The sequence below is a fragment of the Burkholderia sp. NRF60-BP8 genome, from assembly GCF_001522585.2.
Lineage (GTDB): Bacteria > Pseudomonadota > Gammaproteobacteria > Burkholderiales > Burkholderiaceae > Burkholderia.
Genome location: NZ_CP013373.1, coordinates 425,432 through 447,623 on the forward strand (window position 1 = coordinate 425,432; position 22,192 = coordinate 447,623).

Here is a 22,192-nt window from a genome sequence, read left to right on the forward strand (position 1 = left end):
CGCGTCGCGTCCCGTTGCCGTTTTCGTCATGAAACGATTCGAACCCAGTTTTCTCGACAAGCTGTTCGACGACGAACCGCATCTGCCGGCAACGGCCGCGATGCGGCAATTGTCGCTGGACGAGCTCAAGAATACGGTCGCCCGCGACGTCGAGGCGATCCTCAACACCCGTATCGCGCACACCGAGGACGAGCTGGCCGCCCTGCCGGAATGCCAGAAATCGGTGCTGACCTACGGACTGAACGATTTCGCGGGGCTGAGCCTCGCGAGCCACTACGATCGCGCGTTCATCTGCAAGTCGATCCAGCAGGCCATCGCGCGCCACGAGCCGCGCCTGCAGCAGGTGCAGGTGACGTTCGAGCTGAACGAGCAAGCCACCAACGCGCTCTACTTCGCGATCCAGGCGCTGCTCGTCGTGCACCCGGCCGAGGAGCCGGTGAGTTTCGACGCGATGTTGCAACCGTCGACGCTGCAATATTCGGTCACGCGTGCACGCGCGGCACGAATGCAGTAAATCAAGCCGCCGAGCGGGCCGGACCGCCCGGTGGTCGATCAGGTCCGGCATGAAACATTGAGGTTCGGGGTCGTCGATGGAAGAGTTGCTGCCGTATTACGAACGCGAATTATCGTTTTTGCGGCGCTATTCGCGAGATTTCGCCGAACGCTATCCGAAGATCGCCGCGCGCCTCGCGCTGTCCGGCGAGCATTGCGAGGATCCGCACGTCGAGCGGATGATCGAATCGTTCGCGCTGCTCGGCGCGCGCATCAACAAGAAGCTCGACGACGACTACCCGGAATTCACCGAAGCGCTGCTGGAAGTGCTGTATCCGCACTACCTGCGGCCGTTTCCGTCGTGCTCGATCGCGCAGTTCACGCCGGCTTCGCCCGGCCAGCAGACCGAACCGGTCGTGGTCGATCGCGGCACCGAGCTGAAGAGCCGCCCGATCCGCGGCGTGCAATGCCGGTTCCGTACCGCCTACGACGTGACGCTCGCGCCGATCCGCATCTCGGAGGCGCGCTATACGCCGGTCGCGCTCGCGCCGAGCGCGACGGTGCTGCCGTCGAACGCGACGGGCGTGATCTCGATCACGTTCGAATCGCTCGCCGCGCAGCTCGATCTCGGCGCGCTGAAGGTGTCGACGCTGCGCGCGCATCTGCACGGCGAGCAGTCGTTCGTCGCCGCGCTGACCGACTGCCTGTTCGTCAACGTGCTCGGCGCGTACGTCGAGCCCGAACGCAACGGCCGCTGGACCGCGCTGCGCAAGCTGCCGATCGCGCAGGCCGGCTTCGCCGAAGACGACGCGCTGATCGACTATCCGGCGAAATCGCATCCCGCGTACCGGCTGCTCACCGAATACTTCGCGTTCCCCGACAAGTTCGATTTCGTCGACTTCGACCTCGCGGCGATCGCACGCGCGGCCGGCCGCTGCCAGCGCGCGACGCTGCACCTCGTGCTGCAGGACGTGCGCAGCGATTCGCACGTCGCGCGCCTGCTCGAGCTGCTGACGGCGAGCCATTTCCGGCTGTTCTGCACGCCGATCGTCAACCTGTTCCAGCAGCACGGCGAGCCGATCCGCATCACGCACCGCGCGGTGTCGTATCCGGTGATCGCCGAGGCGCGGCGCGCGTTCGCGTACGAGGTGTACTCGATCGATTCGGTGAAGCTCGTCCGGCAGCAGGCGCACGAGGAATCGGTGATCGAGTTCCGGCCGTTCTATTCGCTGCATCACGGCGAATCGGCGCGGATCGGCCATTACTGGTTCGCGCGCCGCAACGACTGGGTCGCGCAGAAAAGCCCCGGCTACGAAACCGAGATCTCGATCGTCGACATCGACTTCGAGCCGACGTCGCCGCAGACCGACACGCTGAGCCTCGACCTCACCTGCACGAACCGCGACCTGCCGGCGATGCTGGCGTTCGGCCTCGAAGGCGGCGACCTGTTCCAGGAAGGCGGCGCGCAGACGAGCGGCATCTCGCTGCTGCGCCGCCCGACGCAAAGCGTGCGCTTCGAGCGCGGCCGCGCCGCGCACTGGCGGCTCGTGTCGCACCTCGCGCTCAACCACGTGTCGCTCGTCGCGCACGGCCTCGCGCCGCTGAAGGAAATGCTGACGCTGTACGACCTGCGACGCACCGCCGTGTCGATGCGCCAGATCGACGGCCTCGCCGGCATCGAGCAGCGCGGCGCCGTGCAGTGGCTGCCCGGCAAGCCGTTCGCGACGTTCGTGCGCGGCATCGAGATCCGGCTGACGATCGACGAGGAACACTTCGTCGGCGCGAGCCTCGCGTCGTTCGTGCGCGTGCTCGACAGCTTCTTCGGGCTGTACGTCCACCTCAACAGTTTCGTTCAATTGGTCGTCGTGTCGAAGCGCACCGGCGAGGAGATCATTCGATGCAAGCCCCGAACCGGCGAATCGATCCTGGCGTAGTCGACGCGCTGCTCGACGAGCCGCATCGCTTCGAGTTCTTTCAGGCGGTGCGCGTGCTCGAAGGGCTGTTCGCGCGGCAGGCATCGGATGCGCCCGGCGCGTGGCGGCAGGGCGACGTGGTCGCGCAGCGCATCGCATTTCGCAACACGCTGTCGCTCGGCTTCCCGCCGAGCGAGATCGAGGGCGCGCGTTCGTACCACGACGACGGCACGCCGCTGAACTCGGACGAGCAGCGCGACGCCGCGCTGGCCGCCGGCGAGCTCGGCCGCGTCGAGCTGACGCCCGCGTTCTTCGGGCTGCTCGGCGGGCAGGGCGCGCTGCCGTTGCACTACACCGAGCAGATCGTCGCGCGCGAGCATCTGAGGCGCGACCACGCGGCGCGTGCGTTCTTCGACGTGTTCTCGAACCGCGCGACCGCGCTGTTCTATGCGGCGTGGAAGAAATACCGGCTGCCGTTCCATTACGAACTCGACCGCGACGAGCGCTACCTGCCGCTGCTGCTCGCGATCGCCGGCGTGCCGAGCGACGAGGTGCGCGACAGTCTCGCCGCCGGCCCGGGCGGCGTGCTCGACGAGGCCGTGGCCGGCTACGCGCTGGCCGCGCGGCACCGGCCGATGTCGGCGGCTTACCTGCAGCGCACGCTGTCCGATTACTTCCGCGTGCCGGTGAAGATCGACCAGTTCGTCGGCAAGTGGTACGACGTGCCGCACGATCAACTGAGCGTGCTCGGCGAAGTCAACGCGGTGCTCGGCGCGACGGCGCTCGTCGGCGAGCGCGTGTGGCAGCGCGACATGCGCGCGCGGATCGTCGTCGGCCCGCTGTCCAAGCGCGATTACGAGGCGTTCCTGCCCGGCGGCGCGCACGCCGTCGCGCTCGAGCGGATGCTGACGCTGCTCGCCGGCGTCACGCTCGAGTACGAGGTGAGGCTCGTGCTGAAGCGCACGGAAGTCGGCGCGAGCATGCTCGGCACGGGCTCGCGGCTCGGCTGGGATGCGTTTCTCTGCACGCGCGACGCCGCCGAAGACCGCTCCGACGCCCGCTACGAACTGCACGTGATTCACTGACCCTGACAACAACAAGCAATCGAACCTGAGATCGACGCCATGAGCACGCCTCTGAAGACCCTGATCACGAAACTGAACCCGCTGTGCCGCCACGCGACCGAGCGCGCGGCGAGCGCGTGCCTGGCGCGCGGCCACTACGAGGTCGATCTGGAGCATCTGTTCCTCGCGTTGCTCGACGAAGCGACGGGCGACCTGCCGCTCGCATTGCGCGCGAGCCGCGTCGACCCGCATGCGCTGCATGCCGATCTCGAACGCGAGCTGACGCGCCTGAAGACGGGCAACACGCGCACGCCGGTGTTCTCCGTGCATCTGATCGCGCTGTTCGAGCAGGCGTGGCTGATCGCGTCGCTCGATTCGCAGCTCGGTCGCATCCGTTCGGGGCACCTGCTGCTCGCGCTGCTGACCGCGCCCGATCTCGCGCAGTTCGCGCAACGGATGTCGTCGCGGTTCGCGGAAATGAACGTGACGGACCTGAAGCACAAGTTCGACGAAATCATGGCCGGTTCGAGCGAAGCCGAGCCGCGTCAGGCGGATGAAGACGGCAGCGACGTCGCGCCGGTCGCCGACGGCATGGCGCCCGCGGCCGGCCCGTCGAAGACGCCCGCGCTCGACACGTACACGACCAACCTCACGCAGCGCGCGCGCGACGGCAAGATCGACCCGGTGATCGGCCGCGAAGCGGAGATCCGCCAGGCGATCGACATCCTGATGCGCCGCCGCCAGAACAACCCGATCATGACCGGCGAGGCCGGCGTCGGCAAAACGGCGGTCGTCGAAGGGCTCGCGCTGCGCATCGCGGCCGACGACGTGCCGCCGCCGCTGCGCGGCGTCGCGCTGCACGTGCTCGACATGGGGCTGCTGCAGGCCGGCGCGAGCGTGAAGGGCGAGTTCGAGAACCGCCTGAAGAGCGTGATCGACGAGGTGAAGAAGAGCGCGCATCCGATCATCCTGTTCATCGACGAGGCGCACACGATCATCGGCGCGGGCGGCCAGGTCGGCCAGAACGACGCGGCGAACCTGCTGAAGCCGGCGCTCGCGCGCGGCGAGCTGCGCACGATCGCCGCGACGACGTGGAGCGAATACAAGAAGTACTTCGAGAAGGATGCGGCGCTCGCGCGGCGCTTCCAGGTCGTGAAGGTCGAGGAGCCGAGCGAGCCGCTGGCCGCGGCGATGCTGCGCGGGATGTCGGGCCTGATGGAGAAGCATTTCGACGTGCGGATTCTCGACGACGCGATCACCGAGGCCGTGCGCCTGTCGCACCGCTACATCAGCGGCCGCCAGTTGCCGGACAAGGCGATCAGCGTGCTCGACACCGCGTGCGCGAAGGTCGCGCTCGCGCACAGCGCGACGCCGGCGGCGATCGACGATACCAAGAAGCGCATCGAGCGTATCGATGCGGAAATCGCGTCGCTGGAGCGCGAGGCGGCGGGCGGTGCGGTGCACGACGAGCGGCTCGGCGAGCTGCGCGGCGCGCGCGACACGGCGCTCGAACAACTGGCGAAGGACGAAGAACGCTACGAAGCCGAGCGGGCGATCGTCGCCGAGATCACCGAACTGCGCGACGCGCTCGATCGCGCGCGCGGCCCGTCGGAAGACGGCCAGCCGGTCGACGTGCAGGCCACCCGCGACAAGCTCGCCGAACGCGTCGCGGCATTGCATGCGCTGCAGGGCGGCGAGCCGATGGTGCCGCTGCAGGTCGACGGCCACGTGGTCGCCGAGATCGTCGCCGCGTGGACGGGCATTCCGCTCGGCCGGATGGTGAAGGACGAGATCGACACCGTGCTGAACCTGCAGCCGCTGCTCGCCGCGCGCGTGATCGGCCAGGACCATGCGCTGGAGGCGATCGCGCAGCGCGTGCGCACCGCGACCGCGAACCTCGAGGATCCGAACAAGCCGCGCGGCGTGTTCATGTTCGTCGGGCCGTCGGGCGTCGGCAAGACCGAGACGGCGCTGGCGCTGGCCGACATCCTGTACGGCGGCGAGCGCAAGATGGTCACGATCAACATGAGCGAGTACCAGGAAGCGCACAGCGTGTCGGGCCTGAAGGGGTCGCCGCCGGGCTACGTCGGTTACGGCGAAGGCGGCGTGCTGACCGAGGCCGTGCGCCGCAACCCGTATTCCGTCGTGCTGCTCGACGAGGTCGAGAAGGCGCACCCGGACGTGCTCGAAATGTTCTTCCAGGTGTTCGACAAGGGCACGATGGACGACGCCGAAGGCCGCGAGATCGACTTCCGCAACACGCTGATCATCCTGACGTCGAACGTCGGCTCGGCCGCGGTGATGCAGGCCTGCCTGAACAAGCCGGCCGACGAATTGCCCGATCCGGACGCGCTCGCCGAGACGTTGCGTCCGCAACTGTACAAGACCTTCAAGCCGGCGTTCCTCGGCCGGATGAAGGTCGTGCCGTACTATCCGATTTCCGACGACGTGCTGGCCGAGATCATCGAGCTGAAGCTCGAGCGCATCCGCCGCCGGATCGAGACGAACCACAAGGCCGCGTTCGAATGGGACGAGTCGCTCGTCGACGCGGTGCTCGCGCGCTGCACCGAGGTCGACTCGGGTGCCCGCAACGTCGACCACATCCTGAACGGCACGCTGCTGCCGGAGATCGCGGGCCACGTGCTCGGCCGGATCGCCGACGGCGCGGCCATCGCGCGCATCGCGGTGCGCGCGGACGAGGCCGGCGAATTCGCGTACACCGTCGAATGAGCGCGGCCGCGCCCAGCCCAGCATTGATGAACTGACCGAACCATGCCGATCAATCTCCCCGAGCTGCTGACGCCGATCAGCGAGACGTCGCCCAGCGGCGACGACTTGCTGTTTTCGAACGAATTCGACGCGATCCAGGACGCGCGGCGCTATGACGACCCGACGCTCGACCAGGGCGAATGGGTGACCGAGATCAAGGAGGCCGACTGGGGCTTCGTCGTCGATCGTGCGGGCGAGCTGCTGCGCACGCGCACGAAGGACCTGCGGCTCGCCGTATGGCTGACCGAGGCGCTCGCGCTCGAGGACGGCATCACGGGCCTCACCGAAGGCTATGCGCTGCTCGAGGGCCTGTGCCGCGAGTTCTGGGACACCTTCCATCCGCTGCCCGAGGACGACGACATCGAGCACCGGCTCGGCAACGTCGCGTGGCTGTCCGGCCGCACGGCCGAGTTGCTGCGCGCGGTGCCGCTGACGGACGGCGCATCGAATGCGTTCAGCACGCTCGACTGGGAAGTCGCGCAGCACGTCGCGCAGTCGATCAAGCGCGACCCCGAGCACGCGGACGACATCGCGCGCGGCAAGCCGTCGATCGAGCAGATCGATGCGTCGCGGCGCATGACGTCGATCGCGTTCTACACGGCGCTGCTGGCGAACCTGAAGGCGTTCGAATTCGCGCTCGATGCGTTCGAGGAGCGGCTCGTCGAGCGCGCGGGCGATTCGGCGCCGAGCTTCCGGCAGGCGCGCGACGCGTTCGAGACCGTGTACCGGCTCGCCGAGCGCTTTGCGCGCGAACAGGGCTATACGGGCAGCGCGCCGCACGCGCAGGTGGCGCCGCAGGCCCAGCCCGAACGCATCGAGCCGGTGTTCGGCCAGCCGATCCAGACCGAGGAGACTCACGTGCCGCAGCAGACCGCTTCGCGTCCTCCGGCGACGCCGATGATCGCCGGCATCCAGAACCGTGCGCAGGCGGTCGATCAGTTGCGCGCGGTGGCGCGCTATTTCCGCCAGACCGAGCCGCACAGCCCGGTCGCGTATCTCGCCGACAAGGCGGCCGAATGGGCCGACATGCCGCTGCACAAGTGGCTCGAGAGCGTCGTGAAGGACGACGGCTCGCTGTCGCACATTCGCGAGCTGCTGGGCGTGCGGCCCGACGAGCAGTCGTAAACGCGGGACGGGCGGCGCATTGCTGCCGCCGCCCGTCATGTGCCGCGCCGTGCCGCATCGCCGTCGCGCGAGCGGCTGGCCGGTTTCCCGTTACTGCCCGACGCGGAATTCGATCCGCCGGTTCCGCGCCCGTCCGTCCGCCGTATCGTTCGGCGCGATCGGCTGATCCGGTCCGACGCCCGTCGTCGTCATCTGCTGCGGCGGAATGCTCTTCGTGATCAGGTAGCCCTTCACCGCGTCCGCGCGCGCCTGGCTCAGCGCGATGTTCGACGTCCGATTCCCCGAGTTGTCGGTGTGGCCGATGATGTCGACCGTGCGGTTCGGCATCTTCGCGAGCGCGGCCGCCATCTGGTCGAGAATCAGCTTGCCCTGCGGCGTCAGCGTCGCGCTGCCGGTCTCGAACTCGATCGTCCGGTTCGCGAGCGTCTGATCGAGCACGCCCTGTTCGGACGCGGACACGCGCAGCCCGTTCTTGATCGTGTACGTCGGGTTCAGCGTGTTCGCCATGTCGCTCGCGAGCTGCTGGCGCTGCGCCTCGTTGTGCACCTCGCCCTTCATCTCGATCTGCGTGCCGTTGATTCTCAACTGGCCCTTGCTGATCTGCTTGAGCTGCGCGCCGAGCAGCTTCTGCACGTTCGCGCTCCAGTTCGGCGGCGTCGCGACGTCGCCGACCTCGATCTGGTCGACGACGTTCGTCGCGCCGTAGGTGTCGCGCAGCTTCTGCAGCACGGCCGCCTTGGTCGCTTCGTCGGGCACCTTGCCGCCGACGACCACCTGGCCGGGCGTCGCGTTCGCGGGCGGCGGCGCGATCGTGCCGGCGGTGCCGTGTACCGCCGTACCGGACGCGCCGCCGGCGTTCGGGTTGGCCTGCGGCAGCACGGTCGTCGCGACCGTGCCGTTGCCGACCGGCGTGACGGTCGCGCCCGTGTTCTGCGCGAAGGCCGCGCCGCTCGCGACGAGGCCGGCCGCGAACAGTGCGGCGAGGGCGGGCGAGACGGCGGCCGACAGGCGCGCGCGCCGGACCTGAATCGTGCGATGCATGCCGTCAGCCTCCGATGAACGCTTCGCGGAACGCGTCGATGGCGACGCGCAGCGAGAGTTGCGGTTGGTCGAGGTAGCTGACGAGCTTGCTGATCTGCTGATCGTTTTGCGCATGGGCGTCGATCCACTCGGGATCGTCGATGTCGATGTTGTGGGCGGCGTAGGTCTGCGGGTCGACGACGCTCAGCAGCGTTTTCGCCGACGCACCGTTGAAGCCGATGATGAGCCGTTCGCGTTCGGCGATCGTGCCGATGAAGATCGCGAGCTCGAAGTCGGCCTGCGCGACGAACGGCGCGATCAGCTCGAGCCAGAACGCGGCGACGAGGCTGCGGTAGAACGGATCGACCGGCAGCGGCAGCGTGAGGCCGCGCTCGATGTGCGACGAGCCGCTCTGCATCACCGGCCGCAGCAGCGAGCCGAGCGCGAGCATCGCGCCGCGCAGCCGCACCGGATGACCGCTTTCGAGCAGCATCTGCTGCAGGCCGTACAGCGACTGGTGTTCGACGAAATCGTTGAAGGTGCCGTCATGCGACGTGCCCGGGCCGCCGATGTCGATCGGCACCTGGGTGTCGCCGAGCGCCTGCAGCGCGCCGGGCGGCTCGTCCTTGCCGAGCAGCGGCGGGATCTGCGCGGCGACGCGCGACCACAGCCGCGCGAACGCGAGCGGGCTGCGCGCGAGGAACGCGAGCGGCCGGTCGACCTCCAGCGCGGTGGCGCCGAGGAACGGGAAGCGGCGCATCGACACGTCGTGGCTCGCGACCATGTGGCCCGCGATCGCGAGCTTGCTGCGCGAGCCGAGGAACGCGAAATGCATCGGCTTCGCATCCTCGTAGACGATCTTCCAGCGCGGATCTTCCGCGAGCAGCTCCAGCGCCTGCGCGATCCAGCGATCGAGCGTCTGCAGCAACTGCGGATTGTGCGCGCTCTTCACGAAGTCGCCGCGCGACGGAATCTTGCCGAAGTAGGCGATTTGCGCCTGTACCGTTTGCGTCATTGCGCCCTCTGTGCATTCGTTGCGTTGGCGGCCGCGACGGCCGGCGCTGCGCCCGGCGTGCCGGTGGCGGAGGTGCCGGTTGCGGACTGCGTCGCGTTCTGCGCGGCGCCCGCGCTCGCGTCGGCGACCGACGACGGCAGCTGCAGGCCGCGCAGGCTCTGTTGCTGCGGCTGGTCGCCGCCGCCGGCCGACGGTTGCGACGTGCTGATGATGCGCATCGTCACCGACACGTTCACGCTGCCCTGTGCCCACGTCAGGTCGAAGGTGCCGTCCGGACGGCGCTTGCGTTGCGCCGAGTTGATCAGCTTCTCGAGGCCGTAGCGGCCCGGCTCGTTGACGAGCTGCACCGTGCGGCCGTCGAAGGTCGTCGCGGACAGCGTCGCGCCCGGCGAGCCCTGCGGGTTCGGCCACACGAAGTTGGTCCACTGCGGCGGCGTGTTGCGGTAGCGCAGTTGCTGGCCATCGATCGCGATCGTGTATTCCGTCGTGCCCGTGCTCGGTTGCGGCAGGATCTGGAACACGGTCTGCGGCTCGGCCGACGCGGCCGCGCTGCCGGCGGCGCCGCCGGCGAGCGGCGCGACCCAGCGCGCGAAGCCGTTCGTGAACTCCGGCGTGAGCCCGATGCCCATGTCGCCCCACGTGCGGGCGGCGAGCGTGTCGCCGCGGCGCACCGCGAGCGGCCCGAGCGTCGTGCCGACGAACTTCGCGATCGAGCCGTCCGGACCGAACACCTGCGCGATTTCGCCGGCGCCGGCCTCGACCTTCGCGTTCGCCGCGAACGGGTACTTCGTCGCGAGCGAACTCTGGAACGGCTGGTAGACCTGCGCGTTCCACACCTTGTTGACTTCGGCGCTGGCCGGCTGGATCACGACCGCGAACGCCTGCATCAGCGGCCGCACCAGCAGCGGGCGCAGCGACTTGCGTTGCGAATCGGTCAGGCCCGTCAGCATCTGCTCGTCGACGAGCTTCAGCGAATCGGCGAGCTCCGAACCGCTGCCGTCGAGGGTCTGCTGCATCAGCTGGCGCGCGCCCGGGCCCGGGTCGCCCTGGTTCTTGATCACGTTGAAGCGCGTGCGGACCTTCGACAGCGACTCCATGTAGCCCTTCAGCATCGACGTGCCGTCATGCGTCGCGACGATCCGCGCGAGCCCGACGAACTCCTGGCCGATCGGACCCATCGGCACCTCGGCCGGATTGCCGTTGATGTCGATGTTGGCCGCCGCCACCTGGCCGGCCTGCGAGCGCGAGAACAGTTGCTTGACCCAGTTCACGACGCCCGTCTGCGCCTTCTTGATCGTCACGTTCGCGAGCGACGGGTTGTCCCACGACGTCTGGTCGTACGCGGTCTCGAGGATCTTGCGGATCGGCGAATCCTGCGGGTCGCCGAGGCGGTTCATCCCGTCGACGGCCTGGCCGAAACTGGTGAAGCCCTGTACCGCGATGCCCTGCATGAACTTCTGCCAGTGCTGCGCGTACTCGGTCTTGTACATGCCGACGAGCGTCTTCTGGATTTGCTCGGGGCTGCCCTCGAGCGTCAGGTCGTCCTGCGTCGACGTGTTCAGCACCCAGTCCTTCGCCTGCAGTTCCTTGGTCGCGGCATCGCGGATCGCCGGCTGCACGTAGTCGAACCACGCTTCGCGCGTGAACGTGCCCGGAATCGCGTAGCTGCCGGCAACCAGCGACTGGTTGCCGTCGCCGACGATGCGCGCGATGGTCATCGGCGCGAAGCGGGTCGATGCGCGGGCCTTGATTTCCTCGTAGACGCGCTGGCGGGCCGGCATGCCGCGCACCACGCGGCGCAGGTTCTCGCGGGTCTGGTCGACGAGCGCGAGGTTCGCGTCGATCATCGGCCAGTCGTTGTCGTTCACGCGCGACAGGTAGAACGAGATCATGCGCTCGGCGCTCCTGATCATCTCGTCGCGCGGCATGTTGCCGCGATTCGTCTCAAGCCAGCCGCGCCAGAAGCGGGCGAGCTGGTCGGTCAGATGCGCCTGCTCGACGTGACGCTTGTCGGACAGCATCAGGTACGTCTTCAGCGCGTTGTACGCGTCCTGCACGTTGGTCGGCGACGCGTCGCTGTAGAGGCCGCCCTGCGGCGCGGCCGCCTGTTGCGGGGCGGTGGCCGGTGCGGCGCCCGACGCGGCCGGCACGGCGCCGGCCTGCGGCGCGGCGCCTGCCGCGTTCGTCGAGACCGGCAGCGTGCCGCCCTGCACGGCGCCCGATTCGGGCGGGCGCGTCATCGGCACGAGCTGTTCGGGGTGCGCGTTCACGTCCTTCATGAACGACGCGAGGTTCTGCGACACCGGCGCCAGCAGGATCTGGCGCACGCCGTTGTAGTACTCGGTCAGCAGGTGCTGTTCGAGGCGGTCGCCCTGGTACAGGCCGAGCGACACCGACAGCGGCTTGTCGCGGCGGAACTGTTCGAGCTGCTCGATCCGGTCCTCGAGGATGTCCATCGCCTGCAGGCGCGACTGCAGGTCGTTGCGGCCCTGCTGCAGGCGCGTGACGTTGTCGAGGTCGGCCTGCACGTTCGCGACGAGCTGCTGGTTGCCGATCGTCGACCAGGTCCAGCCGCCGAGCGCGAGCGCGAGCGCCGCGACGAAGCCGAAGAAGGTCGCGTAGCGCAGCCGCGTCTTGGTCGGGCTCGCGAACTGGCGCACCGTCTGACGGTCCGCGAAGATCACCTTCGAGAACAGGTCGCGCAGGAAGAAGCCGTTCTTCGAGAACGCGCTGTGCGGTTTCGGCAGCGCGCTTCCGTCGAGGCCGAAGCGGTGCGCGATGCGCTGCGCGGCCGCGCTGTTGGTTTCGCCTTCCTGCAGCGCGCTGGTGAAGTAGAAGCCGCGGAAGATCGGCTTGTACTGGAACGGGTTGTTCTCGAACAGCGTCGCGAGGAACGCGCGCAGCGACGGCTTGATCGTCGAGAATTCGAGCGGGAAGCTCAACTGGCCCGGCGACAGCTGGTTGCCGCGCGACAGCGACAGCTGCGCGACGCTGATCTCCTTCAGCCCTTCGTAGAGTTCCTCGAAGTGCGTGTCGAACTGCGCGACGACGTCACGCTTGTCGTCGGGCTCGTAGGGCAGGGTGGCGCCCCACACGCGGTCGTACTCGTGCTTGTCGCTGCTGCTGAAGAATTCGGTGAAGCCGGTGATCAGGTCGGCCTTCGTGAACATCACGTAGACCGGCGCGAACACTTCCAGCTTCTCCGTCAGCTCCTGAACGCGCTGGCGGAGGTTTTTCGCGAGGTTGATCGCGAATTCGGGGCGGTTGCCCGTGAGTTCGGCGATGCTGGCCGTGACGATGATGCCGTTGATCGGCGCCTTCGGACGATAGCGCTTGAGCAGCCCGAGGAAGCCGAGCCATTCGCTGCGGTCTTCCTCGTGCACCGAATAGCGGCCGGCCGTGTCGAGCAGGATCCCTTCGGTCGTGAAGAACCAGTCGCAGTTACGCGTGCCGCCGATGCCGTGGATCACGGCGCTGTTCTTGTCCGCGAACGGGAACTGCAGGCCGGAATTGAGCACGGCGCTGCTCTTGCCCGCGGCCGGATTGCCGATCACGATGTACCACGGCAGTTCGTACAGCGCGGAGCCGCCCGACACCTGGCCGATCTTCGACGTCTTGATCGTCTTCACCGCATCCGACAGGCGCGTGCGCAGCACGTCGAGGTCGGCCGTCTTCGCGTCCGGTGCGAGCGCCGCGGCGGCCGGGGCGGCGATCTTGCCGGTTTCCGCCTGCTCTTCCAGCACCTGGCCGAGCTGCTGGTTCGCGCGCTTCACGCGCCAGCGGCGCCACAGCGCGACGACGAGCCACAGCGCGAGGACCGCCGCGAACGCGAGCGCCGCCCACAGGAGCGGCAACTGCAGCATGTCGGCGACGATGAACAGGATGGCCGCTAGCGCGACGATCCCGACGATCGAGAGCGTACGCGGATGAGTCAGCACGTTGAGGATGCGTTGCATAGGACGTTCAGGTTCCGGTGCGATTCGGTGAGGCGACGCAGGCGCGCCGAGCGGCAAGGGTGGCGCCGCGATGTGTCGCCATGCTGTCAAACGGGATGAAGGAGGCTGGCATCAACGCGCTCGCGGCATCGGAGAAGGCGCGCGCATTAACGAAAGGACGCTGTGAGATTTAAAACGGAAGCGGCGGCCGGAAAAAATCGCGCACCGGAATGCCCGATTGTTTGCGCCGCTCAAATCGTTTCCTGCCGGGTGATTAAAAAGCCCCATGCCGCCCTCATTATTTCTTGTCCGGCAGCCCTGGCTAGCTGCCGCGTCCCAGTTTAAAACCGGGTTTATGGTATTCCACGTGCCCGAGATCCATCATTTTCCATCGGCCGCCCCAGGTCAGGCCGACTTGCTCGGCGACCTGGCCGTACAACTGATAGCCGCGCATCGCCCACGGATCTTTCTCGGAAATGACCAGCTTGCCGTCGCGCAGGAATGCGTTATCGGCCGCCAGCCCGAATTGGTGATAACTCTGGAAGGCTGCCGCGTTGGTCACGTTGCTGCCCATCTGCGCCAGCCGGTTCTGCCGTTCCGGGCTCCGGTAACCTTCCAGCAACGCCATTTCATAACCGTGCTGTTCGTGCATGATCTTGTAGACCAGCAGCAAACGCGTACGGAAATCCGGGTCCAGCAGATTCCAGTCGCGGCTCGCATCCTTCAGCGCCGGGCGGACCTGCTCGACCTCCTTGGTGGCGAAGACTTCCGGCGGCAGCGGCGGGGGTGGCACGAGTTGCTCGCCCTGCAGCAGCGCGGCGATTTTCTCGTCGGGCACGCGCGCCGTGTCGTCGTACTGGAACAATTGCCGGCCGCGTAACGCAATGGCGACCAATGGCGGCGTCGCAAGAATACCTGCCGATACCATAATCATCAAGCGTCGCCGAATCAGTAAATTTTGCACATCGCTTAATGCGCCGCGCGTCGCGCTTGCCGATTTAACAATCTGACTCCGCGTGCGCGCGGCGCGATCGTTCGCACGACGCGTAAGGCGGCCGTGAAACTGGGCGACGGATTCGAAAACGGTCGCGCGGATACCCGGTAAAAGCAACAGTGCCGCGACGGCGACGGCAAGGGCGAAATAGGCGACGAGTGCGACGGCAATCAACGAAATCCCCGGAAATTGGAATTGATTGTGTTTTGCAATGCTTGCTCTTAGAATCAGGCTGCTTCGAGAAGCCGGGCTATATTATCGCGGTGAATTAAACCAGGATTCAATGAGACGCTGAATGAGTGCGCCGGAAAATTCAAATTCGAAAACTCCGCCCAGCCTGCTGTCCGATACCAAACCGGCAGGCGAGGGAGGACCTCGGCAGTCGCGCATTCTCGCGGATCTGGAAGGGCGTGTCACGCCGCCCGCCGAGCCGCCGCGCCGTTCGCTGAAGGCGCCGATCGCCGCCGTGGTGGCGTTGGTCGTGGCCGTCGGCGGCTGGGGCGCGTGGCGCATGCAGCAGTCGTCGGGCGAACGGCCCGCGGTCGTCGCGGCCGCGCCGGCACCCGCGGCGGCTGCGCCGGAGAAGGCCGCACCGGCCAGCGGCGGCGCCGCGCAGGTCGCGCAGAACGGCGCGTCCGCCGCATCGGCCGTGCAACCGGCCACGATCGTCAACGACGATTCGGCGTCCCAGGCCGTTGCGTCTGCTTCGACTGCGTCCGCGGACACCGGCCGCCTGTCGCGTGCGCTTGCCAACGGCGCCGACGACGCATCGGGCGCGGCCACCGCCGGCGCAGCCGCAACGGCGGCCGCCGCGGCGGCGACGGCCAAGACCGCGAAGGCCGACGCGTCGAAGGGCACGAAGGTCGCCGCGCACGGCAAGACCGATGCGAAGGCCGACACGAAGGCCGAAGCCCGCAAGCATCGCAAGGAACAGCAGGCCGAGCTCGCGCAGGCGAAGAAGCGCCGCGACGCGACGCCGACCCGAACCGCGAAGGCGGCCGGGAAGGACGATCCGGATGCCGATCTGCTCGCCGCGCTCGTCGCGCGCACGAAGCCGGCCGACAAGAAACTCGCCGCGCAGAAGGGGCAGGCGGTGCCGACCAAGACGGCGGCGGCGACCGGCGGCTCGCTGGCGTCGCGCGTGAAGGAGTGTTCGGAGCGCGGTTTCTTCGAGGATCAGCTGTGCCGCTGGCGCGTCTGCGACGGCCACTGGGGCAAGGACCCCGCGTGTCCGAGCGCCGCGCAGTCGGAGACGCGGCAGTAACGCGTGCCGCGCACGCCGCGAGGTCTTTCCTGTCAGCGCCGCCCACTGGGCGGCGCGTTGTTTTTGGGGCATGGAGCGACCGCCGGTATGATGCCGCGTGACGGTGTCACGAACGCGTCACGCCCGTCGGGCATACGTTTCCTTTCTTTTCCCGGCGCGGGCCCGCGACCCGCGATGTGCGGCGCGGCGCGCGCCGCACGACCTTCGACACGATGGACCTGATCGTACAGACTTACGGCGCCGATACGTCCGGCATGGTGTGCGGATTCCGCTTCGTTCCGGGCGGCGCCGGCACGATGCTCGATGCCGACGCGGCCGCCGCGTGGTTGCGCACGTGCCGCGAGCACGGCGCGGCCGCGTCGGACGATTTCGTCTGGCTGCATTTCAATCTCGCGCATGGCGCGAGCGAGCGCTGGATGCGCACGCATCTCGGGTTGCCCGACAGCTTCTTCGAATTCCTGCACGAAGGCTCGCGCTCGACGCGCATCGAGCAGGAGGACGGCGCGTTGCGCGCGATCGTCAACGACGTGATGTTCAATCTCGAGCTCACGCCGTCGGAGATCGCGACGCTGTTCGTCCACGTCGAACGGCGCATCATGGTGACCGCGCGGCTCAAGCCGCTGCGCTCGGTCGACACGCTGCGCGCGTGCGTGCGCGACGGCGAGCAGTTCCGGTCGCCCGCGGAATTGCTCGTGCACCTGCTGCGCGACCAGGCCGACCTGCTGATCCAGATCATGCGGCGCACGAGCGTCGACGTCGACCGCATCGAGGATCGTTTCCTGTCGCAGCGGCTCACGTCGAACCGCATCGAGCTCGGTGCGATGCGCCGCACGCTGACGCGCCTGCAACGCATGCTCGCGCCGGAGCCCGGGTCGATCTTCCGGCTGCTCGCGAAGCCGCCCGCGTGGCTGCACACGGAGGACGTGCAGGAGCTGCGCGAGTCGACCGAGGAATTCTCGCTGGTGCTCGCCGACCTGGCGGGACTCAACGAGCGCATCAAGCTGCTGCAGGAAGAGATCGGCTCGCGCCTCGACGAACAGAACAACCGGACGCTGTTCACGCTGACGCTCGTCACCGTGATCGCGCTGCCGATCAACATCGTCGCGGGCTTCTTCGGGATGAACGTCGGCGGCGTGCCGTTCTCGGAGAACAAGCACGGGTTCTGGCTGATGGTGCTGCTCGTCGCGGGCTTCACCGCGCTGGCCGCGTGGTGGGCGTTCCGGCGCCGCGACGATCGCTAGCGCGGCATCGGGCGACGCATCGACGCATCGACGCAGCAGCGCGTTTCGCCGCGCGGTTCGCGCAGCCGGCGCGGGAACGCCGCGTGGGCGGGACGGCGGGCAGAGGCGCCGCCGATGAAAAAAGGGCCTCGCATGCGAGGCCCGTCAACAGGTCGGAGAAACCGGTACGCCGGCCGGCACCGCGGGTGGCGCGGCGCCGGCCGGAGTCGCACCGTTACTGCGTCACTACCTTGCGCGGCCGGAAGATGCCCTGGTATTGCCGTGCCGGGCGTTCCTTCGTCACCGGTTCGATGCCGCCGAAGGTCGGCGTCTGGCGCAGCTTCATCGCGGCCGGCGAAGCGACCGAGCCGATCGACGTCGAGCGCGAGGCCGGCGCGAGGTTGTTCGCGACGAGCAGCGCGGCTTCGCTCTTCAGGTTCGCCAGCAGCACCGGATCGGTCGAGCTGTTGACCTGCGTGAGCAGCCCGCTCCAGGCCGCGTCGCTGTAGTTCACGACGTAGTAGTCGAGACCGCTCGGATCGGCGACCACGCCCGTGCAGCCGTCGATCCGCGTCTGTGCCTGCGTATCCTTCAGCGCGAGCGTCGTGCGTTTCGCGAGCCCCTGGCCGTACGCGAGCGTGATCGGCACCGTCCACTGCAGGCCCGGATACGCGTTCTTGTTCGGGAACGGCTGCTGTTTCAGCGTGACGACCGTCTGGTTCTTCGTCAGGTCGCACTGCGTGTCGAGCGAGATCAGCGGCACGCCGGTCTGACGCACGTAGCTGTCGCCGATCGGGCCGACCGCCTGGCCGCTTTCCTTCGACAGCGCATCCCACAGACGCTTCGGCGTGCCGTTGCCGAACGAGTAGTCGACCAGGTACTGCTGCAGCCCCTTGCGCAAGGTCTGCTCGCCGAGATAGTTCTCGAGCGTCTTCAGCACGTGGCCGCCCTTGTCGTACGTGAACGCGCTGGCGCTCAGCACGAAGTCGTTCGACGCCCAGTCGTTGAAGTTCGGCGCGACCGGGAACGCGTTCGGGCCGATGTCACGATTGATCACGCGGTACTTGTTCTTCACCTGGTCGAGCCAGCTGAACTCGTTGGGGAAGAACTGGATCGTGGTCTTCGTCTCGAAGAACGTCGCGAACGATTCGTTGAGCCACACGTTGTCCCACCAGTCGGTCGTCACGAGATCGCCGAACCACTGGTGCGCCACTTCGTGCGTCAGCACTTCGTTGCCGTAGTGCGACATCGGTTGGCCCGGCTGCGGGAGGATGTCGTCGGCGAATTCGAGGATCGAGCCCCAGTTCTCCATCCCGCCGAAGTTCAGGTCCTTTTGCTCCTTGAACGCGTCGTTCGCGGCCACCGTGTCGAACTTCGTGAGCGGCAGCGGGATGCCCGTGTAGCGGTAGTAGAAGTCGAGCGCCTGCTTGGTGCGGTCCATCGCCGGCTTCGCCCACTCGCTCATGCCCGGCGGCGTGAACACGCGCAGGTGCAGGCCGCCCTTGCCGCCCGGCAGCGGGCTCGTGAAGTCGTCCTCGTAGGTGTCGAACATGCCGCCGCCGAAGAACAGCAGGTACGACGGCATCGGCGGGGTCTTCTCGAACTGCACGAGCTTGTAGCCGCCGCCGACGTTGGTCGACGGCTTCTCGGCCGCGTTCGACACGACGCGCCAGCTTTGCGGCACTTCGGCCGTCACTTCATAGGTCGGCCGGAACGCCGGCTCGTCCCAGCCGGGGAACCACTGGCGCGACAGGTTGGTTTCGCCCTGCGTGAGGATCGCGCCGCTCGTCTTGCCGTCGGTGCCCTTCAGGTCGACGCGGAATACGCCTTCCGCGGCCGAGCAGCCGGGATACGGATCGTCGCCGCAGCTGCCGCCCGTGTGGTTGACCGGATCGTCGTACGACTTGAAGTTGATGATGCCCGACCACTCCATGTGCAGCGAATAGTTGCCCGGCGCGATCGTGCCGGCGGCGGGGCGCAACTGATAGAAGTCGCCCTTGTCCTGCGGCGTTGCGATCAGCTGGATGTTGCCCGGCTGCAGCGTGATGCGGCCATTGGTGAACTTGATCCGGTGGCCGGCGATCACGATGTTGTTGACCGGCTTCAGCACCTTGATCTCGACGTCGGCGCGGCCGTCGAACGCGTTCAGCGCTTCGTTCGGGCGGAACCACAGCCGGTAGTTCACGGGCACCACGGTGTCGGGCAGTTCGACGGGCTGCACGCTCTTGTCGACGTTGGATGCGCTCGGCGGCGCGGTGACGGCGGGCGACGAGCCCGTGTGCGGCGCGCCGGCGGAGCTGAGCGCGGAAGCGGAGCCCGCACCGCTGTCGTCGCCGCCGCACCCGGCGAGCGCGAGTGCGGCGACGAGCGGCAGATAACGCATCTTGCGAATATGAATCGACATGACTGAATCCTCGATTGTTGAAAGAATCGTTCAGTGCTGCGAAAACGCCGGCAAAAGCAATCCCCTCGCCGTTTAATCAACAGCGAAAAAATGCCAATGACGGATTATTCGAAAAAGACGGCGGCCGACTACGTGAAGGTAATCATGGTTTACTGCCCCCTCTGAATTTCCGGATTTCGTTTAACTGGCCGGTTCAAAATGGCCGGGCGCGTGTTGTACTGAATTGATTTCGCGCGCACGACACGGGGCCGCACGCCCGGTGCGGGCGCGCAATCCCTTTGAACCGACGACCTACGGGGCTGGCCGGGCCAGTCCGCAGGACGGAAGGACAGCGTGTCGCCGTCCCGTAAGTGCGCCGTCATGCGGCTTCAAGGTTTGTCGGCTTGCTCCAAGGATGCGTAAATATACTTGATGGTTTTGGGTAAAGGAAACGAAAAAATTAGAAAGCGCATCTATTGAATTCCTGGCGCTTCATTGAATGCTGAAAAGCATTAATGCGCTTTCCGTTCAGCTGGAAATTTCGTAGTTTTAATCTATTAACGATCTTGCGGCATCGCGAAAACTACGAAATCCGGTGAAGGGCGGCACGGTCGGTACAATGCAGCGACGAACCCGTTCACCGATTGCCGCGAGGAGACCGTCCCATGCCGCGAGCCCTGTTCCGTATCGCGCCGTTGCGCGCCGTGCTGCTGCTGTTCGCCGCCGTGTTCCTGCTGGGTGGTTGCGCGGCGCTCACGCGCGAGCCGGCGCGCGTGTCGGTCGTCGGGCTCGACCCCCTGGTCGGGCAGGGCCTCGAGATGCGCTTCAGCCTGAAGTTGCGCGTGCAGAATCCGAACGATGCGCCAATCGACTACGACGGCATCTCGGTCGCGCTCGATCTGAACGGCACGCCGTTCGCGAGCGGCGTCAGCGACCGGGCGGGCACCGTGCCGCGGTTCGGCGAGGCCGTGCTCGACGTGCCGGTTTCGGTGTCGGCTTTCGCGGCCGCGCGGCAGGCGTGGAACCTGCCCGGCGCGGCCGCGAACGGCGAGCTGCCGTATGCGCTGCGCGGCCGGCTCGCGGGCAGCGTGCTGGGCACGGTGCACTTCAGCGACGTGGGCACGCTGCGTCTGCCGACCATGCCGGGGTGGGGCGGCTAGATCGTCCGTCGGTGTGCAACGTCGGTCAAATGTGTCTAAATATTCACCATTTAACAATACTTAACGCTTATCTCCGTGGAATATCGATTTTCGTCGGCGTGGGCCCTACACTTGACGATGTCCGAGGGTCGGACGTTCTTTTAGGGGAAATCCATGGCGGCAAAATTCGAGCTCAAGAAAGCCACGAACGGTCAGTACTACTTTCACCTGAAGTCGGCGAATGGCGAGATCATCCTCGCGAGCGAGCGGTACGAGGAGAAAAGCGGCGCGAGGAACGGGATCGCGTCCGTACGGGAAAACGCGCCGCTCGACGCGCGCTACGAACGGAAGCTCGCCCACAACGGTGAGCCCATGTTCAATCTGAAGGCGGCCAATCACCAGGTCATCGGTACGAGCGAGACGTACAGCAGCGAGCAGGCACGCGAGAACGGCATCGCGGCCGTCAAGCGCGACGCGCCCGTTGCGGAAACCTTCGATCTCGCCTGATTGACGGTCGCGCCGCGACGAACGCTTTCGGGCGGCCGTCGCGGCGTCTGTTTTGCCGGGCCGGGCAAAGCGCGGTATGGTGTGGTCCGCGCGGTGAATTCTCGCCGCAGTTGAAGCCAACCGTACCGAGTTCGCGTGACCGATTCCCCCGTTTTCCACTGGACCGACGCCGACGGCGTCGATCATGCCGTGCGCTGGCGCTCCGAAGCCGGCGTGCAACCGCCGAAGCGCGCGGTGTCCGCCGACGACCGCCTCACCGCCGACGCGGCCTACCGTCTCGCTTGCGAGGGCACCGCACTCGTCTGGCAGGGCGACTTCCAGAATGCGCGCCAGCTCGTGCAGGCGATGGCGCGCCGTGTCGAACGCAAGCCGAAGAAGGCGAAAGCCGCGGCCGGCGTCGATGCGTTCAACCTGCATCGTCTCGCGCAATCGCAGCGCGCCCGCACGCTCGGCATGCTGCTGATCCCGCTCGACGCCGATTACACGATCCCGCTGCGCCGCGCGCCCGACGTGCGGGCGGCCTGCGAGGAGGCGTACGGCCCCGGCGGTGCGCCGTCGGTCGTGTCGCTGCGCGAACTGCTCGGCCTCGTCGGCGCGCATGAATGGCGCAAGAAGGGCGTGCCGATCCCGGCGCTCGGCGGCGCGCCGATCCATCCGCACTACGGCGTGTTCTCGCCGGTGCGCGGCGAATACGTGACGCTCGTCGCGCGTGCGCCGCTGCCGGCGACGTCGCTCGCGTTCGATATCGGCACGGGCACCGGCGTGCTGGCGGCCGTGCTCGCCTCGCGCGGCGTCGAGCGCATCGTCGCGACCGACCAGGATCCGCGCGCGCTGGCTTGTGCGCGTGAGAACGTCGCGCGGCTCGGGCACGCGGCCCGGGTCGATATCGTCGAGGCCGACCTGTTTCCGCCCGGCCGCGCGCCGCTCGTGGTCTGCAACCCGCCGTGGGTGCCGGCCCGGCCGAGCGCGCCGATCGAATACGCGGTCTACGACCCGGACAGCCGCATGCTGCGCGGTTTCCTCGCCGGGCTGGCCGCGCATCTGGAGCCGGGCGGCGAGGGCTGGCTGATCCTGTCCGATTTCGCCGAGCATCTCGGCCTGCGGCCGCGCGACACCTTGCTGCAGTGGATCGACGAAGCCGGCCTCGTCGTGCTCGGCCGCGACGACATCCGCCCCGCGCATCCGAAGTCGACGGACGCCGACGATCCGCTGCATGCGGCGCGTCGCGCCGAGGTCACGTCGTTGTGGCGGCTCGGCGTCCGGGCCTGAGCGCGTATTTTCGGTAAACTACCGCCATTCCTCACGAATTCCCGCCTGCGGGCCGTGGTCGACAGACCGTGGCCCGGCGCCGC

Annotated in this window: 16 protein-coding genes; 11 read left to right on the forward strand and 5 right to left on the reverse strand. The window is 67.5% G+C overall.

Annotated elements, in window-relative coordinates; all coding sequences use genetic code 11:
- The first annotated feature begins 28 nt into the window (after positions 1-28).
- From tssE to tssA, 5 genes are all read left to right on the forward strand, one after another.
- Complete coding sequence (tssE, locus tag WS54_RS15130; RefSeq protein WP_034209799.1) at positions 29-514, forward strand: type VI secretion system baseplate subunit TssE; 486 nt, start codon at positions 29-31, stop codon at positions 512-514.
- Between the two features lie 76 nt (positions 515-590).
- Positions 591-2,426: a type VI secretion system baseplate subunit TssF gene (gene tssF, locus WS54_RS15135; protein ID WP_059780290.1), complete on the forward strand. Its 1,836-nt coding sequence runs from the start codon at positions 591-593 to the stop codon at positions 2,424-2,426.
- Positions 2,390-3,490, forward strand: a complete 1,101-nt coding sequence (gene tssG / locus WS54_RS15140; RefSeq protein WP_059780289.1) for a type VI secretion system baseplate subunit TssG — start codon at positions 2,390-2,392, stop codon at positions 3,488-3,490. The genes tssF and tssG overlap by 37 nt, the downstream gene beginning before the upstream one ends.
- A 39-nt stretch (positions 3,491-3,529) precedes the next feature.
- On the forward strand, positions 3,530-6,199 hold the full coding sequence (gene tssH / locus WS54_RS15145) for a type VI secretion system ATPase TssH (protein ID WP_059780288.1): 2,670 nt from the start codon (positions 3,530-3,532) through the stop codon (positions 6,197-6,199).
- Between the two features lie 42 nt (positions 6,200-6,241).
- Complete coding sequence (tssA, locus tag WS54_RS15150) at positions 6,242-7,363, forward strand: type VI secretion system protein TssA (protein ID WP_059780287.1); 1,122 nt, start codon at positions 6,242-6,244, stop codon at positions 7,361-7,363.
- 90 nt (positions 7,364-7,453) lie between these two features.
- On the opposite strand, the gene WS54_RS15155 is transcribed toward tssA, so the two are convergent.
- The 4 genes from WS54_RS15155 to WS54_RS15170 all read right to left on the reverse strand — a co-directional run bounded on the left by WS54_RS15155 (position 7,454) and on the right by WS54_RS15170 (position 14,501).
- Complete coding sequence (locus WS54_RS15155; RefSeq protein ID WP_059780286.1) at positions 7,454-8,404, reverse strand: OmpA family protein; 951 nt, start codon at positions 8,402-8,404, stop codon at positions 7,454-7,456.
- Between the two features lie 4 nt (positions 8,405-8,408).
- Positions 8,409-9,398, reverse strand: coding sequence for a type VI secretion system-associated protein TagF (tagF, locus tag WS54_RS15160; protein ID WP_034209805.1), 990 nt, complete (start codon positions 9,396-9,398; stop codon positions 8,409-8,411).
- Entirely contained in the window at positions 9,395-13,354 is a 3,960-nt protein-coding gene (gene tssM / locus WS54_RS15165; RefSeq protein ID WP_059780285.1) for a type VI secretion system membrane subunit TssM, read from the reverse strand. The genes tagF and tssM overlap by 4 nt, the downstream gene beginning before the upstream one ends.
- 301 nt (positions 13,355-13,655) lie before the next feature.
- Positions 13,656-14,501 (reverse strand): M15 family metallopeptidase, encoded by an 846-nt coding sequence (locus WS54_RS15170; RefSeq protein WP_034209807.1) that lies wholly within the window; start codon positions 14,499-14,501, stop codon positions 13,656-13,658.
- A 121-nt stretch (positions 14,502-14,622) separates the two neighbouring features.
- Here WS54_RS15170 and WS54_RS15175 point away from each other — a divergent pair, with 121 nt between their 5' ends.
- Together WS54_RS15175 and WS54_RS15180 are read left to right on the forward strand one after the other, a co-directional pair.
- The gene (locus WS54_RS15175) at positions 14,623-15,591 is read left to right on the forward strand and encodes a hypothetical protein (protein WP_059780284.1); all 969 of its coding nucleotides are present in this window, start codon (positions 14,623-14,625) and stop codon (positions 15,589-15,591) included.
- A gap of 212 nt (positions 15,592-15,803) precedes the next feature.
- Positions 15,804-16,832 carry a transporter gene (locus WS54_RS15180; protein WP_034209876.1) on the forward strand — a complete coding sequence of 343 codons (1,029 nt, stop codon included), beginning with the start codon at positions 15,804-15,806 and terminating at the stop codon, positions 16,830-16,832.
- Between the two features lie 214 nt (positions 16,833-17,046).
- On the opposite strand, the gene WS54_RS15185 is transcribed toward WS54_RS15180, so the two are convergent.
- Positions 17,047-19,215: a M1 family metallopeptidase gene (locus WS54_RS15185; RefSeq protein ID WP_059780283.1), complete on the reverse strand. Its 2,169-nt coding sequence runs from the start codon at positions 19,213-19,215 to the stop codon at positions 17,047-17,049.
- 17 nt (positions 19,216-19,232) lie between these two features.
- Between WS54_RS15185 and WS54_RS33665 the strand changes: the two genes are divergently transcribed.
- From WS54_RS33665 to WS54_RS15205, 4 genes are all read left to right on the forward strand, one after another.
- Entirely contained in the window at positions 19,233-19,442 is a 210-nt protein-coding gene (locus WS54_RS33665) for a hypothetical protein (protein ID WP_159086678.1), read from the forward strand.
- A 417-nt stretch (positions 19,443-19,859) separates the two neighbouring features.
- Positions 19,860-20,354, forward strand: a complete 495-nt coding sequence (locus WS54_RS15195; protein ID WP_059780282.1) for an LEA type 2 family protein — start codon at positions 19,860-19,862, stop codon at positions 20,352-20,354.
- A 153-nt stretch (positions 20,355-20,507) separates the two neighbouring features.
- Positions 20,508-20,840 (forward strand): YegP family protein, encoded by a 333-nt coding sequence (locus WS54_RS15200; RefSeq protein ID WP_034209811.1) that lies wholly within the window; start codon positions 20,508-20,510, stop codon positions 20,838-20,840.
- 135 nt (positions 20,841-20,975) lie between these two features.
- Positions 20,976-22,109: a methyltransferase gene (locus tag WS54_RS15205; protein WP_034209812.1), complete on the forward strand. Its 1,134-nt coding sequence runs from the start codon at positions 20,976-20,978 to the stop codon at positions 22,107-22,109.
- The last annotated feature ends 83 nt before the right edge of the window (positions 22,110-22,192 follow it).

Coding starts and splice junctions, on each gene's coding strand:
- WS54_RS15180 (WP_034209876.1), top strand. CDS start 15,804: ATGGACCTGATCGTACAGACTTACGGCGCCGATACGTCCGGCATGGTG.
- tssF (WP_059780290.1), top strand. CDS start 591: ATGGAAGAGTTGCTGCCGTATTACGAACGCGAATTATCGTTTTTGCGG.
- tagF (WP_034209805.1), bottom strand. CDS start 9,398: ATGACGCAAACGGTACAGGCGCAAATCGCCTACTTCGGCAAGATTCCG.
- WS54_RS15200 (WP_034209811.1), top strand. CDS start 20,508: ATGGCGGCAAAATTCGAGCTCAAGAAAGCCACGAACGGTCAGTACTAC.
- tssH (WP_059780288.1), top strand. CDS start 3,530: ATGAGCACGCCTCTGAAGACCCTGATCACGAAACTGAACCCGCTGTGC.
- WS54_RS15195 (WP_059780282.1), top strand. CDS start 19,860: ATGCCGCGAGCCCTGTTCCGTATCGCGCCGTTGCGCGCCGTGCTGCTG.
- WS54_RS15175 (WP_059780284.1), top strand. CDS start 14,623: ATGAGTGCGCCGGAAAATTCAAATTCGAAAACTCCGCCCAGCCTGCTG.
- tssE (WP_034209799.1), top strand. CDS start 29: ATGAAACGATTCGAACCCAGTTTTCTCGACAAGCTGTTCGACGACGAA.
- WS54_RS15185 (WP_059780283.1), bottom strand. CDS start 19,215: ATGTCGATTCATATTCGCAAGATGCGTTATCTGCCGCTCGTCGCCGCA.
- tssG (WP_059780289.1), top strand. CDS start 2,390: ATGCAAGCCCCGAACCGGCGAATCGATCCTGGCGTAGTCGACGCGCTG.
- WS54_RS15155 (WP_059780286.1), bottom strand. CDS start 8,404: ATGCATCGCACGATTCAGGTCCGGCGCGCGCGCCTGTCGGCCGCCGTC.
- tssA (WP_059780287.1), top strand. CDS start 6,242: ATGCCGATCAATCTCCCCGAGCTGCTGACGCCGATCAGCGAGACGTCG.
- tssM (WP_059780285.1), bottom strand. CDS start 13,354: ATGCAACGCATCCTCAACGTGCTGACTCATCCGCGTACGCTCTCGATC.